The sequence below is a fragment of the Bordetella sp. N genome, assembly GCF_001433395.1.
Lineage (GTDB): Bacteria > Pseudomonadota > Gammaproteobacteria > Burkholderiales > Burkholderiaceae_B > Bordetella_C.
Window position 1 is genome coordinate 2,765,538 of record NZ_CP013111.1, and the last position, 21,893, is coordinate 2,787,430.

The 21,893-nt window shown below is 54.6% G+C and carries 13 protein-coding genes, 1 tRNA gene and 3 pseudogenes; 4 read left to right on the forward strand and 13 right to left on the reverse strand.

The annotated features are described in order from the left end of the window. Window positions 1-25: 25 nt before the first annotated feature. From ASB57_RS11795 to ASB57_RS30555, 9 genes and pseudogenes are all read right to left on the reverse strand, one after another. On the reverse strand, window positions 26-349 hold the full coding sequence (locus ASB57_RS11795) for a carotenoid oxygenase family protein (RefSeq protein WP_156414136.1): 324 nt from the start codon (window positions 347-349) through the stop codon (window positions 26-28). 121 nt (window positions 350-470) lie between these two features. After that, a tRNA-Pro gene (locus ASB57_RS11800) sits at window positions 471-547 on the reverse strand. 154 nt (window positions 548-701) lie between these two features. Beyond that, window positions 702-1,118 (reverse strand): annotated as a pseudogene (locus ASB57_RS11805) (MerR family transcriptional regulator); the annotation flags it as partial. 69 nt (window positions 1,119-1,187) lie between these two features. Beyond that, on the reverse strand, window positions 1,188-1,547 hold the full coding sequence (locus ASB57_RS11810) for an integration host factor subunit alpha (RefSeq protein ID WP_057652406.1): 360 nt from the start codon (window positions 1,545-1,547) through the stop codon (window positions 1,188-1,190). Between the two features lie 23 nt (window positions 1,548-1,570). After that, window positions 1,571-4,000, reverse strand: coding sequence for a phenylalanine--tRNA ligase subunit beta (gene pheT / locus ASB57_RS11815; RefSeq protein WP_057652407.1), 2,430 nt, complete (start codon window positions 3,998-4,000; stop codon window positions 1,571-1,573). Window positions 4,001-4,012: 12 nt separating this feature from the next. Then, window positions 4,013-5,035, reverse strand: coding sequence for a phenylalanine--tRNA ligase subunit alpha (gene pheS, locus ASB57_RS11820; protein WP_057652408.1), 1,023 nt, complete (start codon window positions 5,033-5,035; stop codon window positions 4,013-4,015). 155 nt (window positions 5,036-5,190) lie between these two features. Then, on the reverse strand, window positions 5,191-5,550 hold the full coding sequence (rplT, locus tag ASB57_RS11825; RefSeq protein ID WP_057652409.1) for a 50S ribosomal protein L20: 360 nt from the start codon (window positions 5,548-5,550) through the stop codon (window positions 5,191-5,193). Between the two features lie 17 nt (window positions 5,551-5,567). After that, window positions 5,568-5,765 (reverse strand): 50S ribosomal protein L35, encoded by a 198-nt coding sequence (gene rpmI, locus ASB57_RS11830; RefSeq protein WP_057652410.1) that lies wholly within the window; start codon window positions 5,763-5,765, stop codon window positions 5,568-5,570. A 363-nt stretch (window positions 5,766-6,128) separates the two neighbouring features. Beyond that, a pseudogene (locus ASB57_RS30555) lies at window positions 6,129-6,707 on the reverse strand (ATP-binding protein); the annotation flags it as partial. 658 nt (window positions 6,708-7,365) lie between these two features. Here ASB57_RS30555 and ASB57_RS31865 point away from each other — a divergent pair. From ASB57_RS31865 to ASB57_RS31060, 3 genes are read left to right on the forward strand one after another with little or no spacing between them, the layout of a single operon-like run. Then, window positions 7,366-7,917: a site-specific integrase gene (locus ASB57_RS31865; RefSeq protein ID WP_197425029.1), complete on the forward strand. Its 552-nt coding sequence runs from the start codon at window positions 7,366-7,368 to the stop codon at window positions 7,915-7,917. Then, on the forward strand, window positions 7,914-9,575 hold the full coding sequence (locus ASB57_RS31055) for a site-specific integrase (RefSeq protein WP_156414137.1): 1,662 nt from the start codon (window positions 7,914-7,916) through the stop codon (window positions 9,573-9,575). The genes ASB57_RS31865 and ASB57_RS31055 overlap by 4 nt, the downstream gene beginning before the upstream one ends. A gap of 4 nt (window positions 9,576-9,579) precedes the next feature. Continuing rightward, window positions 9,580-11,373 carry a tyrosine-type recombinase/integrase gene (locus tag ASB57_RS31060; RefSeq protein ID WP_156414138.1) on the forward strand — a complete coding sequence of 598 codons (1,794 nt, stop codon included), beginning with the start codon at window positions 9,580-9,582 and terminating at the stop codon, window positions 11,371-11,373. 1,227 nt (window positions 11,374-12,600) lie between these two features. On the opposite strand, the gene ASB57_RS30565 is transcribed toward ASB57_RS31060, so the two are convergent. The 3 genes from ASB57_RS30565 to ASB57_RS30570 form a co-directional block, all read right to left on the reverse strand. After that, complete coding sequence (locus ASB57_RS30565) at window positions 12,601-15,441, reverse strand: ATP-binding protein (protein ID WP_197425031.1); 2,841 nt, start codon at window positions 15,439-15,441, stop codon at window positions 12,601-12,603. A gap of 134 nt (window positions 15,442-15,575) precedes the next feature. Continuing rightward, entirely contained in the window at window positions 15,576-17,873 is a 2,298-nt protein-coding gene (locus ASB57_RS31065) for a hypothetical protein (protein ID WP_156414139.1), read from the reverse strand. 923 nt (window positions 17,874-18,796) lie between these two features. Next, on the reverse strand, window positions 18,797-19,615 hold the full coding sequence (locus ASB57_RS30570) for a metallophosphoesterase (protein ID WP_082621552.1): 819 nt from the start codon (window positions 19,613-19,615) through the stop codon (window positions 18,797-18,799). Window positions 19,616-20,369: 754 nt separating this feature from the next. On the opposite strand from ASB57_RS30570, the gene ASB57_RS30575 reads away from it, so the two are divergent. After that, window positions 20,370-20,681, forward strand: coding sequence for a helix-turn-helix domain-containing protein (locus tag ASB57_RS30575; protein WP_082621553.1), 312 nt, complete (start codon window positions 20,370-20,372; stop codon window positions 20,679-20,681). A gap of 93 nt (window positions 20,682-20,774) precedes the next feature. Here ASB57_RS30575 and ASB57_RS11855 read toward each other — a convergent pair. Beyond that, window positions 20,775-21,761 (reverse strand): annotated as a pseudogene (locus ASB57_RS11855) (ATP-binding protein); the annotation flags it as partial. Between the last annotated feature and the right edge of the window lie 132 nt (window positions 21,762-21,893).

The window sequence follows — 21,893 nt, forward strand, 5'->3', positions numbered from 1 at the left end:
TCCGCGCCATCCGGCACGGTATGCATCATGCGCGGGAAATCCAGTTGCCGTGCAACCCCTGCGGCACGCGCTGGCGGCGCATAGGATTGAACTCCGGGTGGGGACCGTTGCGCATGTACACACTGCGCAAATCGGCGGGGATGCGCCCGGAAATCACCCGCAAATCGAGCGCGTCGATCTCGCGCTGCACTGGCAGAAAGTTGCCGCCAAGGTGCGAATCGTCGTAGACCCAGGGCACGGCCGCCGATTCACCGGCCCGGGCCAGAGACCACAGTGAATGGCTGCCGACAAGCGCCGCGCCCCAGGCGCTCAACCGGTGAAACGAGCGACGTGTGAGTTGTAGCGGCATGGCGTGACGCCGCGTGAAGTGCCCCCTTAGTTGCGAAGCAACGAAAAGAGTTCACGCGCTGGCACCATGACCAAAAACGAAAAAGGCCGTTAGTGTTTCCACTAACGGCCTTTTGTACTACTGGTCGGGACGGCGGGATTCGAACTCGCGACCCCTTGCACCCCATGCAAGTGCGCTACCAGGCTGCGCTACGCCCCGAAAGAACGAAAGTATATCAGAGTTAAAACAAGAATGCTGAGGACTGACAAAGAAAACTTAATTATTTTGCTGCGACGTCTTTGCCATCATCTTCGTCACCGTCTTCATCGAAGTCCAGCTCGTCATCATCATCGTCATCGCCGCCCTCATCCGCCGCCTGCGCGCTCGTATCAGCACCGCCCTGCAAATGACTCAAGGCCTCCGCCAGCACCGCCGACACGCCATGCAATTCAGCGCGCAAGGACTGCATCTCGGTGCCGCTCAAACGCACCGCCGCGTCCTGATCCAGCGGCGGCACATCGCGCGTATCGCCCAGGCGATTGCGCGCGCCGCTGATGGTGAAGCCCTGCTCGTACAACAAGGAACGAATGCGGCGGATCAACAGCACTTCATGATGCTGGTAATAGCGGCGATTGCCACGTCGCTTGACGGGCTTGAGTTGCGTGAACTCCTGCTCCCAATACCGCAGCACATGCGGCTTGACCCCGCACAGGTCGCTTACTTCACCAATGGTGAAATAGCGCTTGGCAGGAATGGGAGGTAAAGCGACAGCAGGTTCAGGTCGAGTCATGGTTGGAACGTGATTCGGCATGGCCTTGCGGCCGTGGACACATCAACCCCGGGACCAGGCCCGGGACGATTACTCAACGGAACCGTTGGTCGTCGTCGACGGCGGTGCGTTCTCGACGACGCTCTTCAACTTTTGACTGGCGTGAAACGTCACCACCCGGCGCGCCGCGATGGGTATGGTCTCGCCCGTCTTGGGATTGCGGCCAGGACGCGGCGGCTTGTCACGGACCTGGAAATTGCCAAAGCCGGACAGCTTGACCGAAGGCGGCTCGTCCGGCTCGCCAGGTGCGGGACGAACCGCCAAGGCATCGCGGATCTCTTCAAAGAAGGTGTCCACGAAGTCCTTGGCCTCACGCTTGTTGAGCCCCACCCGTTCGAAGAGCAGCTCGGCCAACTCGGCCTTGGTCAACGTACGAGGTTCAGTAAGCATGGTCAGTTTCCCCTGTTGTTTTCTTAGGCACGCTGCCGGGCACCGTGGGCCTGGATGAGCGCATCACGGATGATGCCCAGGCTTTCGGCAACACGCGCCTCGTCCAGCGTGGCGTCAGTGTCCTGTAGCCAGAATCGGAATGCAAGGCTTTTTTCCTTAACGGAATCAGCCACTTGGACACCGCCTTGGGATTTTTCACGCCACACGTCGAAGAGGCGCGACTGCTGAACAATGGCCAGGCGCGGCTCTGCGGCGATCGTGGCCGCGATGGTGTCCAGCAGGGATTGGGCGGTAACGCCCTCGTCCACCCACAAGGCCAGGTCGCGCACGACCACCGGCTGGCGCGACAACTCACGCACCTGCGGCAACTGGCCCTGCTCAAGGGCGTCGACATCCACTTCTAACAGCACCGGCGCATGCGCCAGCTCCGCCTTCTGGGCCCAACGCGGGTGCAGTTCGCCGATCCAGCCGACAGTCTTGCCGTCCAGCTCGATGCGCGCGCCACGCCCCGGATGCAAGGCCGGATGCTGGGCGCCGACAAACCGCAGGTCCGCGCCGCGCTTGCCGAACAGCACGGTGACATCCATCTTCACGTCGTAGAAGTCCACGGGACGCGTCGCCGTGCCCCACTGTTCTTCCACGCTCGGTCCCCAGGCCGCGGCCGCCAGCTTGAGCGGCTGCTTGACGCCGGCCACCGCCAAAGGACCATCGGTGACAGCGCTGTCGCGGCTGAACACACGGCCCAGCTCGAACACACGCACGCGCGACTGCTTGCGATTGGCGTTGAACACGATGTTCGCGACGAGCCCGCCCAGCAGGCTGGAGCGCATCACCGCCAACTGGCTGGCGATGGGATTGAGCAGACGGATGGGATCGGCATTGCCGGCGTAGTCACGCTCCCAGTCCTCTTCGACGAAGCTGAAGTTCACGACTTCCTGGTAGTCCTGTCCCGCCAGCAGACGGCGCAAGGCATGCGGACCACGCAAGGTTTCCGGATCCATGCGCATCTTGGCGCGCGCCACCGGCGGCACGTCAGGGATACGCTCGAAGCCGTAGACGCGCGCCACTTCCTCGATCAGGTCTTCTTCGATGCTCAGGTCGAAGCGGTACGAAGGCGGCTGCACCACGAAGGTGTCGCCATCCAGTTCGAACGGCAAGCCCAGCTTCGTGAAGATCTGCTCGACTTCAGCCTGCGCGACCGGAATGCCCAGCACACGATGGCAACGCGGCAGGCGCATGCGCACCGGCGGACGTTGCGGCAGGTTGATGACCTGGTCGTCCACGGGACCGCACTGGCCGCCGCAGATCGAGAGGATCAAGCTGCTGATGAATTCCAGATGCTCGGGAATGTTGGCGTAGTCCACGCCACGCTCGAAGCGATGGCTGGCTTCGGTGCTGAACTTGTAGCGGCGCGCGCGGCCGGCGATGGCATCGGGATGCCAGAAAGCCGCTTCAACATAGATGTTCTGCGTGTCCAGCGTCACGGCGGTGGCATCGCCACCCATGATGCCGGCCATGCTTTCCACCGTGTCGCCGGCGACGATCACACCGACGTCCGGCGCCAGCTTGATGGTCTGGCCATTGAGCAGGGTGACCGGCTCTTCCGCATGTGCCCAACGGACCGTCACGTCGCCCTTGATCTTGTCCAGGTCGAACACGTGGGTGGGACGGCCCAGTTCCAGCAGCACGTAGTTGGAGATGTCCACCAGGGCCGACACCGAGCGCTGGCCGGCACGTTCCAGACGGGTCTTCATCCAGTCCGGCGTGGCCGCGTGCGCATTGACGCCACGGATCACGCGACCGGCGAAACGGCCGCACAGGTCAGGCGCTTCCACGCGAACGGGCAGGCGGTCCTGCAAAGTGACCGCCACCGGCGCCGCGGACGGCGCTTGTAGCGGCGTGTCGGTCAGCGCGGCGACTTCACGCGCCACGCCAAGGATGGACAGGCAGTCGGCGCGATTGGGCGTCAGCTTCAGGGTGAAGATGGCGTCGTCCAGGTCCAGCGCTTCGCGGATCGACGTACCGGGGACCATGTCCGCGGGCAGTTCGAGCAGGCCGCCATGATCCTGCGACAGGCCCAGTTCACGCGCCGAGCACAACATGCCCGACGACTGCACGCCACGCATCTTGGCGACGCCGATCTTCATGCCGCCGGGCAATTCCGCGCCCACGCGGGCCAGGGGCACCTTCAGGCCAGCGGCCGCATTGGGCGCGCCGCAGACGATCTGCAGGGGTTGGCCCGAGCCGTCGTCAACCTGGCACACGCGCAGCTTGTCGGCATCGGGATGCGGCGCGATCTCGACGATATGCGCCACCACGACGCCACTGAACGCAGGCGCGGCGGTTTGGGTTTCTTCGACTTCCAGACCGGCCATCGTCAGCCGATGCGCCAGCGCTTCGGTGTCGATGGGCGGATTGACCAGGGCACGCAGCCAGGATTCGGGGAATTGCATGATGGGCCCTGTTTATTCGTTGAACTGGCGCAGGAAGCGCAGGTCGCCTTCGTAGAACTGGCGCAAGTCGTTGACGCCGTAGCGCAGCATCGTCAGGCGCTCGAGGCCGGAGCCGAACGCGAAGCCGACGTAGCGCTCGGGATCGAGCCCGAAATTGCACACCACTTCCGGATGCACCTGGCCGGAACCGGAGATTTCCAGCCAGCGGCCACGATTGGGCCCGCTGGTGAACATCATGTCGATTTCGGCGGAAGGTTCGGTGAAGGGGAAGAACGAGGGGCGGAAACGCACCACCAGGTCGTCGCTTTCGAAGAAGCAACGCAGGAAATCGGTATAGACGCCCTTCAGATCGGCAAAGGAGATGTCCTCGGCGATCCACAACCCTTCGACCTGATGGAACATCGGCGAGTGGGTGGCGTCGCTGTCGACGCGATAGGTGCGGCCGGGAGCGATGACCTTGATGGGCGGCTTGTTCATGCGCGCATAACGCACCTGCATCGGGCTGGTGTGCGTGCGCAGCAGGAAAGGCAGACCCTTGTCGTCGTTCATGTCGACGTAGAAGGTGTCCTGCATCGAACGCGCCGGGTGATTCTCCGGGTTGTTCAAGGCGGTGAAATTGGTCCAGTCGTTCTCGATTTCCGGGCCGTCGGCGACGTCGAAACCGATGGAGCGGAAGATGGCTTCGACACGCTGCCAGGTTTGGATCACCGGATGGATGCCACCCACGGCGCGGCCGCGGCCGGGCAAGGTGACGTCGATGGTTTCGGATGCCAGGCGCGCGTCCAGCTCGGCCTGCGCCAGTTCGGCGCGGCGCTGGTTCAGCAGCGTTTCGATCTGCTGCTTGGCCTGATTGATGCGGGCACCAGCCTCGCGTTTCTGCTCGGGGGTGAGCGCCGCCATGCCTTTGAGCAGCACGGTAAGGGCGCCTTCCTTGCCAAGAAAACGCGCCTTGGCGTTTTCCAGCGCGGCGGCGTCGGGGGCCGCGGCGAATCGTTCTTGCGCCTGAGCGATCAGGTCATCGACCAAAAGAGTCATGGGTTCAGCGATCCCGAAATACTGACCAGGGGGCCGCGCGGAGCGCGGTTCGGGACAGGCGGACTCGACGATAGCGGCCACCTATCCCCACAAACGCAAACAGGGCCATGACAGCCCTGTTTGCAGCGTTACTACGCGGTACTACTTAGCAGCGATCAGGCAGCCAGGGCAGCCTTGGCCTGGTTCACCACGGCGGCAAAGCCGGCAGCGTCGTGAACAGCCATATCGGCCAGAACCTTGCGATCCAGGTCGATCGAAGCCTTCTTCAGGCCAGCGATAAACACGCTGTAGCTAACGCCCAGTTCACGGCAGGCCGCGTTGATACGCGTGATCCACAGTGCACGGAACGTGCGCTTTTTGTTGCGGCGATCGCGGTAGGCGTATTGGCCTGCACGCATGACCGCCTGCTTGGCGATACGGAATACATTACCGCGGCGGCCACGATAGCCCTTGGCGGCGTTGATAACTTTCTTGTGACGAGCGCGGGCTGTTACACCACGTTTGACGCGAGGCATGTCGGATCTCCCTTATATCAAGCGAAAGGCATCATCGCCTTGACGGAGGCGATGTTGGTTTCATGGACGGCCGCCGAGCCGCGCAGTTGGCGCTTGGCTTTCGTGGTCTTCTTGGTCAGGATGTGGCGCTTGAAAGCCTGACCCCGCTTGATCGATCCGCTACCGCGAACCTGAAAGCGCTTGGCAGCGCTTTTCTTGGTCTTCATCTTGGGCATGATTAGTCCGTTCTTAAGACATCGTTAACGTTATGACCACACGGGTGCTTACGCCCGTTTGCCGCCGTGCGAAGCACGACCTGGACGGGAGGAAGACTTGGTCTACCCGGGGACACTTGTGGTTTTTTCCAATGAAAGCCTAGGGTTATCAACCACATAGGACTTTTGGCCTGTATCCGACATACCGCTGCATCGCATTGCGCCGTGGAACATGGCACGCTGTGAGGGAGTCGAACAAGGAAGCCCGGCTAACGCTGGAAAGCCTTTGATTATATGGCAATTTTTCGTTGCTTGTCGAGCCGGGCGTGGCAAGAAGGCAATAGGCCGCCATTATCACCCAAACGAGGCTTATGTCCCCGTTATTCACCCCAACCGATACTGCACTGCCTCCGCCACATGTCGGGCGGCGATGATTTCTTCTTCTTCCAGGTCGGCGGCGGTGCGGGCTACGCGCAGGACGCGGTGGGTGGCGCGGGCTGAGCCGTGGCGGCGGGTCATGGTGTCGACCAGCAACGTGCGGGCTTCGTCGGATAAGGGGCTCACACCTTCCAGTTCGCGGCCGTCCAGCCTGCCGTTCGGGCAGCCCTGGCGGGCCTCCTGGCGGGCGCGACAGGCGATGACACGGTCGCGTACCGGTGCCGAAGGCTCGCCAGGCGGCAAGGACATCCAATCCCCCTGGGCCGGCGGCAAAGTCACGTGCAGGTCGATACGGTCCAGCATCGGGCCGGATATCTTCGATCGGTAACGGGCCGCCTGCTCCGCCGTACAGCGGCAGGTGTGGCGTGGATGACCACGCCAGCCGCAAGGACAGGGGTTCATCGCCGCGACGAACTGAAAACTCGCGGGATAGTGAACGGTCTGCATGGCCCGTGAGATGGACACCCGCCCTGTCTCCAAAGGCTCGCGCAAAGCCTCCAGGGCCCGTCGACTGAACTCGGGCAATAGGTGGATTAAACCGTCTGTATGCTTGCCACGGGCCCTCTGTCTCCATACTCTCCGCACAAATGGAGAGATAGAGATGAAAGCCCGTCTAGTATTGATCTCCCCGGAGCGAGAATGGAACACCCTCGTTAGCTCCGGCCTCGTCGATCAACTATCTCTTCAAAGGGGGCCGATTGAGGATTTGCCGCTTGTAGCAATCATCGTTGAATACGACGGCGATCCTAACTGGCCAACAACTAGATACCTGCTGGAGTGCGGTTTTTCAAGTAATAGTAGGACTGGAGACACTGTTCGTTCCTACGGAGAATCGCTCGTTGCGTGGATAAATTTCCTCGAGGAACGCCAACTACAGCTTCATACTGCGAGCGAACGGCATGTGAAGCTGTATAGAAACATACTCAATAGCCCGTCTCGGAGTACTGCCTCCGCGACAATTGGAGCAAGAGTCTACGCAGTCCTTCGATTTCACGAGTGGGGAGAGGAAACAGGCGCCCTCAGATCTCCGCTAGGTAAATGGATTCTGATCAATCGGTGTGCCAATGAAAATAAAGACACGCGAGCACTCCGGACGAGAAGATCAATCGTACCCAGACAGATCTATCGACTACCCCGGACCCTCTCGGCGGATGAGCTTGACGGAATCTTTAGGCGCTCCCCCATGCCTTATGCCTTGATGTTCCGTTGGGCAGCCTGCACTGGACTTCGTCGATTTGAACTATGTGGACTGCGGGACACCGATCTACAAAATGCGTACAACCTTCCCTCGGGCCTGACCCAGCTCACGTTGACGCGAAAAGGGAGCAGAACAGTCCATGTCTACGCACCGAATAAGCTGATAGATGAGACAAATTGGTACTTTGTCTCAGATAGGCCGCAGCATGCCAGGCCTATCGATCGCGGGCACATTTTTCTGACCCCCGGTGGCCGGAAAATAGACAAAGGACGTCTTTCTAACGAATTTCGAAGGGTGGCGGATCAGATAGGCTCAAATGCAACTCTTCATCATCTGCGGCACACCTACGCCGTGACCCTCTATAGACATCTGGAGCGGCATGCCGACAATGGCGCAGCAATCAACCCATTGAAGACACTACAAGTCCTTTTGGGACATGCTCAAACCTCCAGCACAGAAATCTATCTAAGAGCACTGGAAATAGACTCGTCAGCCGTACATTCCGCACTGGCCTACCTATATGGAGAAACGCAATGAATCATGGAAAGGCTGAACCGCCGCCGGATTCGACAGCAATTCTCTACGACAAATTCGGACATCGCCGGGGCGCTCTAGAGTTCAGTAGGATCTCGCGAAACAAAAGGGTCGCAGCGGCGTTTTGCACAGTATTCGAACTTGAAACACAACATCTAGCGCTGGAAACCCGCCGCCAAACTTGGCGCTGCCTGCTGAAGTTATCACGCTTCTTGCGAGAAAATCGCCTTTTGTCCAAGGCACAACTGCCGCGCGATCTACTTTTGAAATGGCGCAATTGGCTGGATCTCCAACCGTTGGCCGAGGCTACGAAACAGACTTTGCTCAATGCAATAACGCAACTATGCACAACGACTGCACGCATTTTTCCTGATATCGCGCCTGATGGATTCGATCAGAACCTGAGGCGATTCCAGAGACAGCCCCCGGCACAGTCAAGAACATTGTCGAAAGAAGACTTGGTGGCGATTGTGCATGCGTGCCAAAGAGAAATTAGTGCTGTTGAAGCAAGATTAGAACTGGGCAGACATGCCCTGATGGGCTGCCATGCGGACCCACGCTTGGTCTCAGCACTTCAGGACAGCACGCAAATGTGCACCCGCATCCTCACCCAGAAGGACGTACTCTCCCGCGGAAGGGCCTTTACAAAAACTGTCAGGGACTTAGGAGGCGTCAGATATTTGCAGTCCCTGATCTATCTTCGTGCCCGCGACTTGATCAGCTTTTACATACTGCTGCTGCTACAAAGCAATGGGAACCCGATGGCCATTAGGGAATTGCGTCGAGACTGTGTGAGGCAACACCCACTGAGGAGTGATTTGAGCCAGCTTATTTGGGACAAGCCGCGCGCAGGCCGTGAACAGAAAGTGGACTTTCCAACGGCGAATCGGTGGGCTGCTCCAACATTGGTTACGCGCCTTCTATCTCTCAATGAAAATCTCAGACATCACGCAAGCCCAGAGCAATCAAACTACCTTTTCATTTGCTTGGCCAACGGAAAAGTAACCATACCTATTTATCAGATGCTCCACCTTCTGCTAAATAATTTTATAGTTAGCAATAAAATTGCAGACTTCGATTTCAAACAATTAAGAAGTAGTGGAGCAACACTCATCTTTGCGCAAACTGCGGATATGGCTATAGTCCAAAAAAGACTAAATCACCGGGACTCAGCTACTACTGAACGCTACGTTGATCACTCGCTACTGAGTGAAAGCCGAGCTCGCACAATACGAAGATTTCAAGGCGAGTTGGTCGACCTGAGCCGCAGTGGGAAACAAGCAACGCAAGCAACTATCAACTCCTATCTTGGGCAATCAGAAACAGTCTTCGGATTTTCTTGCAAGGATCCTTTTGCCGGGATCGCGCAAGGCAGCAACGAGGGACAACTATGCAGCCAATTTAGTCAATGCGCCACATGCCCAGGCGCCATAGTGGTGCTTGATGATCTGAAAGTTGTGGCGAAACTCATCGCCACGTCCAGACATCTGAAAACGATCGGCGAAAAATCAATCAACGACGGATGGAGCAGGCGTTTCCATGCACTCTACGGCTCCACATTGCAGACTATTGAGGAAGAGCTACTACCAGCAGTTGCGCCATCGATCCGTAAACATGCGGAGTTAGTCGCTGATAGCTTCCCACTGCCCTTCTTGGACTGAGACCATGTTCGGCGTAGACCTCATTGTGAAAGTTGACGACGCTACATGGGTACTACACAACCGGCAACTACGGGAAGGCGAGGTCTTCCTTAACTGGAATAGCATGCCCTATGCTGGGACGGAACGGTCGGACGGACTAATAGATGAAGCCAAGGCATTTATTCTACAAATAATCAAAAGACTTGAGGAACGCATTCCCAGCATAGCAGCCCTTCCGATAAAGCTTCGCTTTATGCGCTTGCGCAAGATAGTACGATGGATGGTCGATCATCATCTACACAGCTTTTCTCAGCTCACGCCAACACATATCGAGAAACTACTGCAATCAGTCGCGACTAAAGATGGCACTGCACTTTCGCAAGCTACGGTCAACTCATGGCGCCGACTATTAGAAGAGGCGTGGCTCACACGAACAAAGAGTTGGCCAGGCCTTTCCTTCAACCCAGCGACTCATGTCACACTGCGCCATTGGAGCAGAGCTGGACGCAAGCAATTACGCTGGCAACCTCTGGACCAACGACTAGCAATAGAATTGCTCAAAGACGCAATGAAATGGACCGAAGTGGCCCCACCAATTCTAGGTCCTATTATAAGAAGAATCTGGCAGACCAGGACGGAATCCAGCAAGCTTTCGAAGGCGCAATTCTCGATTTTGAACGCGCCACTCATGCAAGATCTAGCACATACCCCCGAATTTTCATCGCTCCGCGAACTCATGAACGAAAAGGATGCAACACCAACATTCCTCGTTCAAGAGGCTCTACGGCTGACTCAAGCTGCCACGTTAATACAAATACTATTCTTATGTGGCACTAGGATCAGTGAGGCAGCCAGTCTCCCGCTGGGTTCGCTCATGACAACCACCCATAGCGACGGCTTCGAATACACGTACATAACTGGCAAGCTAGCCAAGTCAAGCGGACGTCCCCATCGTTGGATTGCTCCGCCGACCGTTCGAGAAGCCATCGATAGTTTAGAAAACCTCTACAGCTTTGTTTCTCCTGAGCACCGAACTGGATTATTTCTACGACTCAGTTTGAATGGCACTATCCCCCGTCAAGTTGAAAACATTCACCAAATGACCGCTACTGCGGCCGCGCGCCTAGCCAAGGAGTTCGCTAGGTCACCGACAAGAGAAAAGCCTATTCCTCTAAGCGTGCGGTTTCATAGCCACCAAGGCAGAAAGACATTCGCGCGCTTTGTAGCTACCCGAGATAGAAACGCCTTAGGCGCACTATCAGCCCAATACGGACACATTCACAGTGGCATCACGGATAGATCGTATGTCGGGTACGACATAGAGTTAGCCGAGCTTCTCTCTCTGGCGGAACAAGAAGATCTAACAATACGTCTGACGGAGCTACTCTCCGCAAAGACGATTGGAGGAAAAGCCGGGTCGAGAATTCTCGACCTGATGAAGCATGTGGATCAAGCACCCAAATTCAGAGGAAAACGAGCCCTACATAACCTAGCGGAAAAACTCATTTCAAGTGGCACAAAATTGGTACCGTGTAATTGGGGCTACTGCTTATATGTCGAACACCTTTCGGCTTGCAAAGGAACCAAACACGGCCCGGATGAGGTCCGAAGAGCGCCGGATGTCTGCGCAAAATGCAGCAATTTTTCAGTAACTGAGCGCCAAGCGGAATGGTGGAGCGAGCGATATGCTAAAGATGAGGAAATCCTGAAAAGAGCAGATCTTCCAGAGCAAACACGGGCCGTAATAGAACAGCGTTTAAACACCACGGCATCTGTCATTCACCAGCTTGGCCGCCGAAAAGAACGAGAGATAATGTGAAATCTATTCAGAAAGCCGAAGCAGCGTTGGCCCTGCTGATCCACGAAGGGTCGAGCATCTCCTTACTAAAGATCTGCCGAATGGCAAACATAAATCGCTCAAACATTTACGAAAACCATCCCGAGTTCGTCGCTCGCCTTCAATCACTACAGAATGCGTGTGCTCAAAATAATAACAAAAAATTACAGACCAATCGACGGCCCGCGTATGACAGAGCCCGCAAAAAGGATCAGATTGACCTGCAAGCTCAAAACAGAGCGCTTCTCCTACTTTGTGTGCGATTGAAAAATGAGATAGAAGATCTTCGCGAGCAGGTAGACACTCTATGCCAGTCAGATGCTCCTCGAGGCTAGCACGTCAGCCTTGCGCCATATTGGCGTAGAGGAAAACAACATGAACTCCTACACAAACAGCGCATCTGCAATAAAAACAACCTCTCACCGTCAAGCATGATTGCTCAATACTTGGGATTTTAAGAAACTGAGTATTCGAAAAACAATTCGCAGTTCACGCATCGCGTCTTGCACTCATAGCGACAAGCCGAAATAGCCGGAAGCTTCACAAATCTTTTGCATCAATATCATCTGAATCCTTCTGACTCTAGGCGTGAACACTAGCGGACTGGATTCAGAACATTCGAATCAGACGTCGCCTCTAGAAATACAGACTTCACTCGAAGCTCGGTCATACCCACTACGTATATTTCTAAGATAAAGTCGCGTCCATCTCCCTGTGCTTTCCACTACTTGTTTGACATCATGATCTGGAGAGCACTCAAGCTTAGTCCATTGCTCCTCGACCCTTTCCAATCCAAGTGCAACTGATGCGTCGAGAAGTTGATGAAAGCTTGGGACAAGTAGCATTCTCGTAAGAATAGTGTGAGCCATTTGACTGACGGTCGCAGTCGGATTCGCCCAGGCAAACCCCCTATAGTGGTCTACGAATAAGCTCATACGATGGATTCTTTCAAGTGCAGAAAGGGTGCGCATCATCCAGGTCTCTCACAGCGTGCAATTAGCGCATGCGCTAGCACCGATCCACTCAGTATCAGAGATTGCGAAGGAAAACCGAGGCAGTTTTCGATTATCGCCCCCTGCGATCTGTCGCAATGGCCAAGCGCAAGGTCTCCGACTAGAGAAGCAAGCGCTCGTCTGCATCAGCAACTCTGCCGGGACTTTTAGCGGAAGTCTTACACATCGATACGCAAGTACTCGTGCGCATTAAAGATTATTGGTACCGCGGCCGGAGTAGCGGCGAGCCCACCAAACTTAGCCAAGCTGATGCAAACGGCGAAATCGCGGGCTCGCTTTTGGGTTCCTGCTGATTCGCACTCTCGGTAAAATAAATAATTGAAAAACCGAATGCTTTATGCTCTTTAAGCTCTCCCACAGCCTTGTGTAGATCGAGCGAAAGAGCAGGCACATCGCCCATGCTTAGTAGCACCCATTCACCAATCTCTTGCTCAACATTGAGTCGGGTCCATAGCCGCTTGGGCACCGACCCCGGGCGTACTAGGTCGACAATATCGCGTCGGCGAATGACTATACGCCTTCCGGCGATATTCAACCCAGTAAAAAAACCTTTTTCACCATAGGCACCTAAATCCCCGATAGTTGAGCGAAGAAACCCTGCTCGGCTAGTTCTCGAGTCCGTAACTGCTGGAGAGATGCAGTAGCACTCAGCCCAATCGCATATCGTCGGGCATAAATACGCACCAACATTCGCGGAGAGATTGGCAGCATCTATCACGATGGATTTAATATTCGCACGACGGAGTAAATCCGCATCCGCCGGTATTATCCCACCCTTTGCGATCAACATGTAAGCTAGTGGGCCGCGTCCGTATGCCCAATTTCTTAGGCCGGGAATCCGCGGATCAACACATTGTGCAATAGTCGCCGAGGACACGATTGGCTCCACTTGGTCGAATGCGTCCACCAACCGCTTGGCTAAATAGGTCGAAACATCGGCAGCGAGTTCCTTCGCGAAACTAATATGTTCGGCCGCGATTTCGTCCCGCTGCAGGTTAATGGGAAACCTACCATCAGGGTCGTACACTACAAGCGCGGGAGTCGACACGCGGATAATTCCCAAGGACGGTGACACTAGCGGCTCAGCAGAATAAGGGCCTTGGCAGATATATATACCATTGCAGATGACCGAATTATCCCCACCGGCCCCGCCCCATCCTTCCAAGGCTTCATAACTCCAAAGAACGTCGTCAAATCCCTCTGCATCAATTCGACGCCACGCAGTACCGTCTAGGCTCGCATCGCATGCGGGGACTGTATATTCTTGAGCCAAATCCCCCTCACCGAGGGCTGGAGCATTGCGCCTCACACTCGGCTGCGCTAAACAGTACCAGTCCCATTGCTTGTGCTCTATGTGTAAAGCTCGCGTAGTACTTTCGTTAAGCGATATTTCGATTCGTGTTCCGTGATGAAAGCTACAATAACTAACTTCGAGTGACTCGTCGCCCTGAGTGCAGGTAAAAGTGATTGCGCTATCTGGCGATGATGTTATATGTCGAGTAGTTACTCTGATTTGTGGACCGAGCAAGAAAGCAGCCAACAGGCCAATTCCGAAGCGCCCAGTTCTATGAATGCTCGAGTGGCCATCGACAATATGATTTTTTCGCCACAGATCGCTACTGCGAAAAGATGCGCCGACATTTAGGAAATAGTTTTCGACAATAGAAGGTGTCATGCCTATCCCATGATCCTCGACGACAAGAGTTCCTGTGTTGTCGTCGTTTTCTATGAGAGTAACTACAACATTTTCTGCAGGCGTAGAAGTCACTGGGATCACGCCTTTGGCAATCAGGTCTTCCCGCTCTAGGCAAGCATCTACGGCGTTCTGGACAAGTTCCCGGATACCGACTTCAGGTTTAGCGCCGTAGAGCGGAGCCACTAACAAATCCATCAACTCCGCGCTAGCAGTACGAAAGCGGAAATCCTGAGGAATGTATGACGGCTTACGCGTCAGCTCAAATTGTGCTGGATTGTCCAAGTTGGATCGAATTCTGCGGATTCCGATACCCAATTGCCGGAATGCGTCAAAGCGACCATATATTTCGCCGAGGACGGCCCAACAATGATCCAACTCAAGCTGTATATCTGAGAGCAAACGCCTCATTGCGATAAATGTCTTAGCTGACTCGGGATTCGCGTCAACAAAAATCGCTTCCGGATCATCATGAGCTTGATTAATTTCTTGCACTGAAAGGTGCTTCTTCCACTCTCCACGAGAAACAGGGCTTGCAAGATTTTTTAGATGAAGCATCTTGCCTGGAGCACGAGCAGAGTGAATCTGAAGGTAATCAGCTATCCTTAAGGTCGCCATTATAAAAGGAACCTTACAATTCATGTGAACGCGTCGTTTCTGCAACTCCAATTTGTCCACAGCGGCGCGCAGACCCATGTTATGACTGCGTGCAACGAACCCCGCTAGGTCTAGAATCGGCCTGTGATCGGCGCTACCGAACGTGAGGCTATGACTTGGCCCAGGAATGCCCCCCAGAGCAATTTCGTGGGCCAACCTGGCGTGGTGGCGCCGTAAAAACTCACCAATCAGAAGCCTATGTTTATAAGTCAGCTCTAACTTATTGTTCGGCAATGAAGCGACGGGCGTAGTGTCACCAAATAACGCCATCAAACGGCGTTGGTCAAAACGCTTCGCCTCCGCAAAAAAAACCTCCCAAAGCTCCGGCCATCCCACTTCACTAGGGATATATACGGAGATGGCTGAACGATACGTGCCGTTTATTAAGGAAAAAAACCCCTCTTCCGATAGGTGTAGTGCGCAATCGTGAAGCAATACCGACAGTACTAATACTGCAGCATCTTCCGACGATAAATTTGGCCAAGACTCGTCAAGAATAAGCCCTTCGGCAGTCAAGAGAACTTCTTCTAAATGCTTTAAGCTATGGTCAGTGTATTCAGGGAAAAAGACGGTTTTGTTGTCCGTCGCCCAGGGCTCAACCAACGTTAGCGCATTCAATACAAGACTATTTAAACCATGGTCTCTAGCCAGCAACTCATTGAATCTCGTAGGAAGCTTCATACTCATTAAATTAGCCATGTAGGTATAAGATAAAAATACAAGCTGACTTTGACACCGTGGACAATATATATAAATTATCTTTTACTGACTGGGAAACCACTTGAGATCAGAAATAACACAGAATTCATTTAGAAGTTAGCTCACAAACCATTAATATTACGTAGTGCTGACACGACCGCGTCTGCCTCATCCTCACCCTTTAGATCAAGATTAGCCTCGTATCGTTTCAACCGATCCCACTTAAGTTTATCAACCGCGTCAGTGATTTTTACCTCACGACGAGAGTCAGGCAAATCACTCCACTCAGAGACGTGTCCAAGGATCTTGTGCATGTGCGTTGCACTTAGATGTTGGCCAATTTGCAGGCCAACATGATTTGGAAGGAGGTCACGTACAACCGGGTCAACGTCCGCCGTTTGAGGGGATATAGACAAAAAATTCAGGAGAAACTCAGGCCTCATGATGAAGGGGACGTTTCCGTGGGCAGCGACTACCGCCCCCGTGTGCTGAAGCAGAGCAGTCTCTTTCGTAAGCCACCAAGTTCGCAAGCCGAATCCATCATAAAGCATCGCCTCCCGCCCCAGCGCTCGCTGCGCGTACACTGCCATACACATAAGTGCGTCGTTCTGCGCAAGAACCTCTTTCTTGTCGTCATATTGAAGCTTCGCAGCCAGGTCCCGAACGGATTCGCCATCCACTCCTCTCGCTAAATCCTCGCGGGGCATGTACTCAAAGCCATAGACTTTACATAGATAGGCCTGCAGTTGTGCTTGACCTCGCCCAGATGCAGCAGCCAGTTGGTCGAAATCCACGAACATTTCGATAAAACCACGCCAACCCTTGACCTTGTTTATTAACAATTTCGCGTAGAAATAGGTGCGTATCAGAATTCGGTCGCTTTGTGATGCGAGAGCTGCGGTAATGTAGGGCTCTTGACTGGCGTAATAATTCCGAAATTCGAGTTGTGTCGCATGCATGTGGGTGAAGACCTCCTCAACCACCGGCTCGCTGGCAATGAGTGTTGCCCCGCAGGCTCTTGCGACCTTTAGCAGGTTAGTAACGTGCTTATGCTCTTCAGGCAGAAAAGTCTCCGCTAGAGCCTTAACGATTATATCGGCCCCAATTAAAAGCCTGAACCTTCCGCTCATCTTATTAAAATATTCGATAAGTCGAGGATTGTGTTTTAACGTGAAAAGCAGAAGCGTCGTTTTGCTCAACCGGTGCAGAAACTCATTTTCAACCTCTGTCGGTGTGTAGAAAATTCCCTGCAGCACCTTCAACGCGATACCGTAAGCCGCTTTAGACACATCATTTACGTCAGACGCCGCACCTCTAAGCTCTTCCTCCACAATTTGGTCTGAGATAGTGACATGCGTCAGCTGCTTTTCCAAAAAGGCAGCTAATATGAGCCCTTGTTCGTGAAAATGCCGATAAAGAACCTTTTCGCATACCACGGTCACAATATCCACTTCACTACCGCTTGCTCCGGCTGTACGCGCTCGTTCTGCGATCGATGTTCGGGTATCGGACCTAAGGGAGATCTCCTTGATGCTCTCCTCCGCCAACACTTTTCGCATCGAATACGGAAGACAGAAGCTGTCTAACTTGTGATAATGTCGAATTCTCTGCGATCCTCCGCCTTGCTTGGATGACAAGACTCGCAATCTTTCATCAATATGCGGAACAATAGATGCAGCAGCTGACGGTAATAGGGCCCGCAATCGAAGCTTTATTTCGCTCCGAGTCAACAATTTTTCAGCATCTGGATCTGTTTCACGCAGAACCCAGTAGAGTAGCGAATCAACAATCGGGGCGATTAAACCGCCTTTTGAAAATCTATTCCTGCTTTCCAGCTGCAGGAACACATAGACACTAGGATCCGACACCAAGCCGGCTTCACCCTCCAGGTTCGGCGCTGCAGCAGCGGTGAGCTCTAGTATTTCCGCTCTGAATCGCTGTTCAAAAATGGAAGCTGTCGCATCATTGTGTTGAATTAGACGAATTAAACTATCCCAATCCCGAACCCTAATTGTCACGCCTAATTCGGAGCTTAATTTATCTTCGATTGTGTCGACCGAGAGCCTATTGGGAGACCAATATGTTAAGGAATCGACCTGACGACCATATTCTTGAAGGCGGGAAACAGTTTTTCGAATTTTCCCTTCGACATCCGATTTTTGAACGCTAATCTGAACAAAATTTGTCGATTTTTCCCGATCTTCTAATACCGTCCTTATAAAACCATCTGCGCCCCCATCATGGCTCCCCCCAAGTGCAACGAAGCGATCGCCATCTCGCTTCGAAAGAAGCTGTTGAACCAAACGCTCGAATCCGAAGCCATCCAGCGTCCCCAGAAGATAATCAATTAATTTCTCAGATATCATTTTTATAAAAACCATGATGGCTTGGTGACATGGCACCTCAGCTTGGCCCTGCACACCAAAAATTTCGTACGTACTTTGAATTTTGGGACGAAACTTTCTGCGAGATTTATTGCCCGCGATTTCCGGCGACGCTACGCCGTAACACAAGCATCAAAAATTTTTCGGCGAAACAAAGGGAACCTATGAAACTAAATATATTCGTGGTCACGGCGTCCCTCCCCCCCGCTTTGCTGCACCTAAATCTTAACCACGAAGCCAAACGCACAAGCATCCAGGACGTTGAGTGTCCTCGATGAACGCTAGATTATGGGAGGAAAGGCTTGATCATTCCTTCTCCCATTTTTGCCTAATTAGATTGCATCAACCGTTGAACTCAATATGTGGCCGCCAGTGCGTTAGGCAGGTCCAATCCATAAGCCAGTCCGAAGGTGCCAATTAGACCCGCAGATTGCGCAACAATACAAACGATAGCGTCCCCCAGCATCGACCGACGCAGCGATGAATGTCAGAGCAGGATGTCCCGCTCTATTATCAATTCTTCGCATCCTTTCGCAGTGCACGCAGGCTGAGATCATATGTTCTCCTACAAGATACAATATTACATCTCGTACCATTTCCGTCAACCCTTTCGCGCGTTGACTCCGAGGAATTGGTATCCAATAGCCTAATAGCGCTTAGGAACCAGATATTTTTTTCTGACGCATTGCATTTGCGGATGCGCACAGCCGCCCTGATCAATTGCTAACATCTCAATCTCTTTCCTCAGCGCTGAGCCCCCTCACAGATCCATCCGCTGGAATATTATTCAGGTGTGCAGTGCTGCCGTCACACAGAGAGATAGGAGACCCGGCGACTGTTGGGTCTTTCTTGCACGCGCGGCTCTGGGTCGAAGGTCTAAAAGCCCCTACAGTGATGGGACTGATGGGTTCCCGAATTATTTTAGATTAAGATTAGCATCAAGCACGCGCGCCCCGCGACTAGACCGCACGGGATATCCATTGCCTCACCTCGGCAGCATTTAATAAATGCAAACTTCCCCGGTTCTTATAGACAAGTGGCCCGCCGTCGATGAATAAATGTGATTGATGTAGGACTACCGATGCGGTCGGTGTGTGTCCAGCAAATGTCAACGACAATCCCGCGGCCCAGGGGTCGGCGCTTGTCAGTAAACCGCCTGCTGGTTCCGGATAGCGTTTGACGTAGGCATTTCTAAGCCCCTTTAAGAGGTGCCGCCCAAATAGGATCGAATTTGCGTTGGCTTCGAGAGTTTCTTTACAAAGCTCCGAATCCAAGAGCACCTCTACGTTTGCCTCAGCGACACTCTGGTAATGGGCTAAGGAACCGCGATCGACCACGCGGCAAAGTTGACCATGCGTTACATGGAATTTCTCCATACCGTCTCCCACAGTGATGACATATGGAAGATCGCGAATGAGAGGAAGATATTGGGAGACGACTTCATAACGCTGTGCATCCGAGATATCTTCAAACCAAGCACCGCCAATCTGCATCCACCTAAGACGCTGGGCTTCACGTGCAGAGCCGTTTAAGAGATAGTCCGCCATCTGCTTTTCATGATTCCCCATCACTGCGAAGAACCAAGGTTGGCGAAGCAATCGCAGGCAGGATAGCGAATCAGGGCCGCGATCTATCAAGTCACCAACTGAAAATAACCGATCCCTTGACCCATCAAACGCCACCTCCGAAAGCCGATTCTGGAGCAGGTCGTAGCAACCATGAAGGTCACCGACAACAAAATCCCGACCATCCAAGTTTGGGGGCATGTGCTTGTACATTTTTCCTCGTAGAGTTCCTCGGAGCGACTACTTAATCACGCGAAGATAGCGAGGCAGGCGTTGCAATACGCGCCCGGCCCTGGGTTTTCCCGCAGAAGTCTTTTATCCCCACAACGCACACAGGTTTCCTTCGAAAGAAATTCAGCCTGAATGACCCATAGAACAATTTTATTCTCGGGTTGATGGGCTCGAAGATAGCTCGAGCTCATCTTCAGATGAAGCCCTCCTTCGGATTCACGAATCGCCTTGCAATAGGGGATCACGGGCACTCGAGGTCCCAGAGCATTCGGATGCGAGAGAAGTATTCGATCTGTGTGAACGACATCATTCAATGCGTCGTCAGCGCCAGCCCAGAGTTCGCGAAGCGCTTCTTCCACGTGGAGAGCAGCCATCTCGACTAAGTGGAGCCAGCCTCGCCCGCATTGCAAACCCGAGCTCGCTAAATCGGATGGGTAAAGATCCGGATGACGTATCGACCGGAAGAACAGAGGATAGCGATCGATTAGGCCCAGGTGGTCTGCTTCCGGACCGCAGCATCGAGTGTTTGAGATTGTCGCCTTAACCATAATTTCATCCGGAGCGACCATGCCTGCAAAAGTACGCCGCCCCTCTTTATCTGACCTTTTCGCTCGACTTCCTACTGTGCGATGAACACGTGAATTAGCCGTCGTACCGTGCTGAGTCGCCGTTTCAGGACCACAGATTCTACGAAATACGTAGAGATTTTCCAGACGCATTCTACGACATTCGTAGAATGATCAGCGACTCTGGTTCATTGGTAGGGAAGCGCTTGCGCGAGGCACGAAAAGAGGCTGGGCTCCCGCAGGATAAACTTGGTATAGCCATCGGAATCGATGAGCATTCGGCGAGCACTCGCATAAGCCGCTACGAAACGGGCGTCCACGAACCCCCGTTTGGGATCGTTCAAGCACTTGCAAAAGTTTTAAAAACTCCAACCGCCTATTTTTACTGCAGTGATGAGCAGCTTGCTCGCGTGATCAAGAACTGGCAAAAATTGACGGCTGCACAGCGAGAGGCTATTGCTAGCACCGCAGAGCCAAGTTGAGGCCACCCATCATTGAGATTGTGTACACATAATTTGTTCTGCTCTCAGCGTTTCAAATAGCACACAGACACGTCGGGATCACCTAACAGAGAACTCATCCAGAAACAAGACCCCATGATGAGCCCGGCTGATCTCACCCGGCTTAGGCCGGGTGCCGCCCCCGACCAGGGCCGCCGCGGATGCCGTGTGATGCGGCGCGCGAAAAGGCGGTTGGGTTCCGACGCTGCTGGGCTCACCGGCCAGACTGGCCAAGGCTGCGACATCAAGGGCCTGGTCTAAGGCCAAAGGCGGCAGTATCCCCGCTAGGCGCTGAGCCAGCATGCTCTTGCCGGCCCCCGGCGGGCCAACCATCAGCAGGCTATGCGCGCCCGCGGCTGCCAGCTCCAATGCCCGGCGCGCCCCGCCCTGCCCGCGTACATCGGATAAACAAGGTAAAGGCGGCGGCGCCGGCAAGGGGGCCGGCTGCGCGATTGCCAGGGACGCCGAGCCGGTCAGGTGCGACACCACCTCGGTCAAGGTATGCGCCGACCACACCCGCAATCCGGGCACATGCGCCGCCTGCGCCGCGCTTACCGCCGGCAGGATCAGTTGCGAGTCCGCATGATCTCGCGCGGTGCCCAAGGCGATGGCCAGCGGCGCCGCCACCGCCACCAGCGTGCCGGTCAGCGACAGTTCACCCGCCAGAACCAGATGCCCAAGGTCGTCGTCGCCACCCTGCACTTGAAGCACGGCGTCTTCAGGCCGGGCCGCGTCAGGCCGGGCCACGCCAAGCCGGGACCCCTTGGGCAAAACCACCTGCCCCGACGCCAGCAACACCCCCAAGGCCATGGGCAGATCGAAACGTCCCGACTCCTTGCGCAGATCCGCCGGCGACAGATTCACGGTGATCCGTCCCACGGGAAAGTCATAGCCACTATTGAGGATCGCGGCCCGCACGCGCTCCCGGCTCTCGCGCACTTCGACGTCGGCCAGCCCGACCACCGTGAAGGTCGGCAAGCCCGCGGACAGATGCGTCTCGACACGCACGGCAGGCGCCTCCATGCCCGCCAGCGCGCGACTGGTCAGAACGGCCAAGGTCATGCGGCTCGCCTTACTGAAGAGGATCAAGGCGGCCAGTATGCGCCGCTGGATAGGCCTCTAGAGGCCAAAGGGACGCTTATGTCACGGTGCTACTGCAGGGCACTCGCGGCTCGAAACGATCCGCGTAGCGTG